Below are 3,474 nucleotides of genomic sequence, written 5' to 3' on the forward strand. Positions count from 1 at the left end.
GTACGGTCGCGGTGTCAGCGTCCGCGACCGCCGCCCGGGAGAGCGCATGAGCACCACCGACGGATCCGCACCGCCACCGGACGCCTCCGCCGACGGGCGGGCGGGTGCCGGGAACGGGCGCGACGCCATCGTGCGGGCCGCGCGCCGGGCGTTCACCCTGCGGCCCTACGCCGAGGTCACCATGCGCGGCATCGCAGCGGCCGCCGGGGTGAGCCCCTCGCTGATCGTGAAGCGGTTCGGCAGCAAGGAGGCCCTGTTCAACACGGTGGCCGACTTCGGGGCGGCCGCCGACGAACTGTTCGCCGCCCCGTCGCCGGAGCTCGGGCGGCACTTGGTCCTGACGATGGTCGAACTGCGGGACCGCCTGCACGGGGACCCGCTGCTGCGGGTGGTGTTCTCCCTCGGCATCGAGGACGAACGCACCCGGCTCCGGGAGCGCTTCCGCGAGCAGGTCACTGGCAGGCTGGCCGCCGCCCTGACGGGGCCTGACGCCGGGCTCCGGGCCGAGCTGATCGCCGGCCAGCTGCTGGGCCTGGGCGCCACGCTGAGCCTGCACCGCCCGGACGGGGCGAGCGCGCACACGAGCGCCGAGCGCCTGGCCGACCTGTACGCGCCCGGCCTCCAACGCCTCGTCGACGGCGCCTGACACCGGTGCCGGCCAGGGCCCGTCGTCCTCCGGATCGGGTTCTAGTCGACCCGGAGTGCGGCCAGGCGGTGTGCGAACGGCACCACCTCGAAGCCGTCCGCCGGGTCCACCGACGTGATCGCCCCCGTCAGGGACCGGGGTGCGATCGCGGCGGCGGTGCCGAGGTCCGGGGCTCCGTCCGCCCCGGCGGGCGCCATGGAGCGCGCCAGCTCCGCGCCCGCACGGGTGATCCGCTGGGCCAGCCCGTCGCCGCCCCAGTCCTCCGACGCCGCGTACACCGCGGTCGGCAGGACGAGCGCCCGCAGGTAGGTGAACAAGGGGCGCATCGCGTGCTCGGTCACCAGGGAGTGCCGGGCCGTTCCGCCGGTCGCGCCGAGGAGCACCGGCTTCCCGGTGAGGGCGTCCTTGTCCATGACGTCGAAGAACGACTTGAACAGGCCGCTGTACGAGGCCGCGAACACCGGCGTCACGGCTATCAGGCCGTCCGCGGCCGCCACCGCGTCGAGCGCCGCCGCCAGCCGGGCCGGCGGGAACCCGGTGACGAAGTGCCGGGCCGTCTCCGTCGCCAGGTCCCTCAGTTCGATCACTTCCGGCTCCGCGTCCACGTGGCCGAGCGTCGCCGCCGTGAGGCGGTCGGCGAGCAGTCGGGTGGAGGACGGGGAGCTCAGGCCGGCCGATACGACGACGAGCTTCATGCCCGGGCCTCCCGCTCCGTGGTGTCCCGGGCCGCCGCGACGCGGGCCGCGTGGGTCGGCGCGTCCGGCACCCCGGCCGGGCGCAGGTTCGCGAACTCCTTGCGCAGCACCGGTACGACCTCCTCGCCCAGCAGGTCGAGCTGCTCCAGGACCGTCTTCAGGGGCAGGCCCGCATGGTCCATCAGGAAGAGCTGGCGCTGGTAGTCGCCCGCGTACTCCCGGAAGGACAGGGTCCGCTCGATGACCTGCTGCGGCGAGCCGACGGTCAGCGGGGTCTGGGAGGTGAACTCCTCCAGGGAGGGGCCGTGACCGTACACGGGTGCGTTGTCGAAGTACGGACGGAACTCGCGGACCGCGTCCTGGGAGTTCTTGCGCATGAAGACCTGTCCGCCGAGTCCGACGACGGCCTGCTCGGGGGTGCCGTGCCCGTAGTGGGCGTAGCGCTCGCGGTACAGGTTCACCATCTGCTTGGTGTGGGAGGCCGGCCAGAAGATGTTGTTGTGGAAGAAGCCGTCGCCGTAGTAGGCGGCCTGCTCGGCGATCTCCGGGGAGCGGATGGAGCCGTGCCAGACGAAGGGGGCGACGCCGTCGAGGGGGCGGGGAGTGGAGGTGAAGGACTGGAGGGGGGTGCGGAACTTGCCCTTCCAGGTGACGACGTCCTCGTCCCACAGGCGGCGCAGCAGCGCGTAGTTCTCGATGGCCAGGTCGATTCCGTCGCGGATGTCCTTGCCGAACCAGGGGTAGACCGGGCCGGTGTTGCCACGGCCCGTCATCAGGTCGACGCGGCCGTCGGCGACGTGCTGGAGCATCGCGAAGTCTTCGGCGATCTTCACCGGGTCGTTCGTGGTGATCAGCGTCGTCGACGTGGACAGGATCAGTCGCTCGGTGCGCGCGGCGATGTAGCCGAGCATCGTCGTCGGCGAGGAGGGGACGAACGGCGGATTGTGGTGCTCACCGGTGGCGAAGACGTCGAGGCCGACCTCCTCGGCCTTCTGCGCGATGGCGAGCATCGCCTTGATGCGCTCGTGTTCGCCGGGCGCGCGTCCCGTCGTCGGATCGGCCGTGACGTCGCCGACGGTGAAGATCCCGAACTGCATGGCTCCCCTTCCCGAGGTTGTTTACGATTCAACTATACCCGGGAACGGGGACCGCGCACGCGGTATTCCCCGGCGGAACGCGCAGGTCCCCGGTCCGCCCGCGGACCGGGGACCCTGGCATCGCCGAAGGCCGGGAGCGGCGCCCCGCCCTCAGAAGCCGCAGGACGTCCGCGCGTCCCGGAAGCGCTCCGGATGCCGCCGCCGGTACTCGACCAGGGACTGGGCCACCGCGGCGCCCTCGCCGACGGCGGCACCGACCCGCTTGACGGATCCGGACCGCACGTCACCCACCGCGAACACCCCGGGCCGGCTGGTCTCCATCGGCAGCGCGTCCTGACCGGCCCCACCGCTGCCGGTCAGGACGTATCCACGGCCGTCGAGCTGCAGCGCGCCGCCGAGCCACTCCGTCGACGGGCGGCCGCCGATCAGGACGTACAGGCAGTGCGCGGGGACGGTCCGCTCCCCGCCGTCGCGGTCCTTGAGCCGGAGCCCGGTGAGCGTGGCCCCGCCCAGGCATTCGGCGACCTCGGTGCCCAGCAGGACCCGCAGGCCCGGGGTGCGCTCGATGCGCTGCACGAGGTAGCTCGACATGGACGCGCCGAGTTCGGTGCCCCGTACCAGCAGGGTCACGGAGCGGGCGTAGCGCGCGAAGTAGAGGGCGGCCTGGCCGGCGGAATTGCCCGCGCCCACCATGAACACGTCCTCCCCGACGGTCGAGGGGGCATCGGAGAGGCACGACCCGTAGTACACGCCGGAGTTGAGGAAGCGGTCGACGCCGGGAGCCGTCAGGCGGTTCCAGTCCACCCCCGTGGCGACCACCACGGCGGCAGCCGTCACCGAGGCCGTCTCGTCGGTGCCCGCCTTGACGAACTCGACGGCCTGCCCGCCCGTGTCCGTCGGGGTCACCCGGCTGGCCACCCGGGTGGGCTGCCACTCGACGCGCGCCCGGCGGGCCGGTTGCCGGGCGCGCTGGGCACGGTCGTTACCCGAGAGCCCCCCGGGGAAGCCGCGGTCGTTCTCGATCCGTGAGGTCGTT

At 72.9% G+C, this 3,474-nt stretch carries 4 protein-coding genes; 1 reads left to right on the top strand and 3 read right to left on the bottom strand.

The genetic code is table 11. The annotated features are described in order from the left end of the window. The first annotated feature begins 46 nt into the window (after window positions 1–46). Entirely contained in the window at window positions 47–646 is a 600-nt protein-coding gene (locus tag ACFXA3_RS32965) for a TetR family transcriptional regulator (RefSeq protein WP_385192880.1), read from the top strand. A gap of 41 nt (window positions 647–687) precedes the next feature. On the opposite strand, the gene ACFXA3_RS32970 is transcribed toward ACFXA3_RS32965, so the two are convergent. The 3 genes from ACFXA3_RS32970 to ACFXA3_RS32980 form a co-directional block, all read right to left on the bottom strand. Then, window positions 688–1,341, bottom strand: a complete 654-nt coding sequence (locus ACFXA3_RS32970; RefSeq protein ID WP_385192883.1) for a CE1759 family FMN reductase — start codon at window positions 1,339–1,341, stop codon at window positions 688–690. Continuing rightward, window positions 1,338–2,438, bottom strand: a complete 1,101-nt coding sequence (locus ACFXA3_RS32975) for an LLM class flavin-dependent oxidoreductase (RefSeq protein ID WP_385192886.1) — start codon at window positions 2,436–2,438, stop codon at window positions 1,338–1,340. The genes ACFXA3_RS32970 and ACFXA3_RS32975 overlap by 4 nt, the downstream gene beginning before the upstream one ends. Before the next feature lie 150 nt (window positions 2,439–2,588). Then, on the bottom strand, window positions 2,589–3,474 hold an 886-nt coding region (locus ACFXA3_RS32980; RefSeq protein WP_385192888.1), incomplete at its 5' end, for an NAD(P)/FAD-dependent oxidoreductase.

Origin of the sequence: Streptomyces sp. NPDC059456 (assembly GCF_042750055.1) — a bacterium.
In the GTDB taxonomy this organism is placed as follows: Bacteria; Actinomycetota; Actinomycetes; order Streptomycetales; family Streptomycetaceae; genus Streptomyces.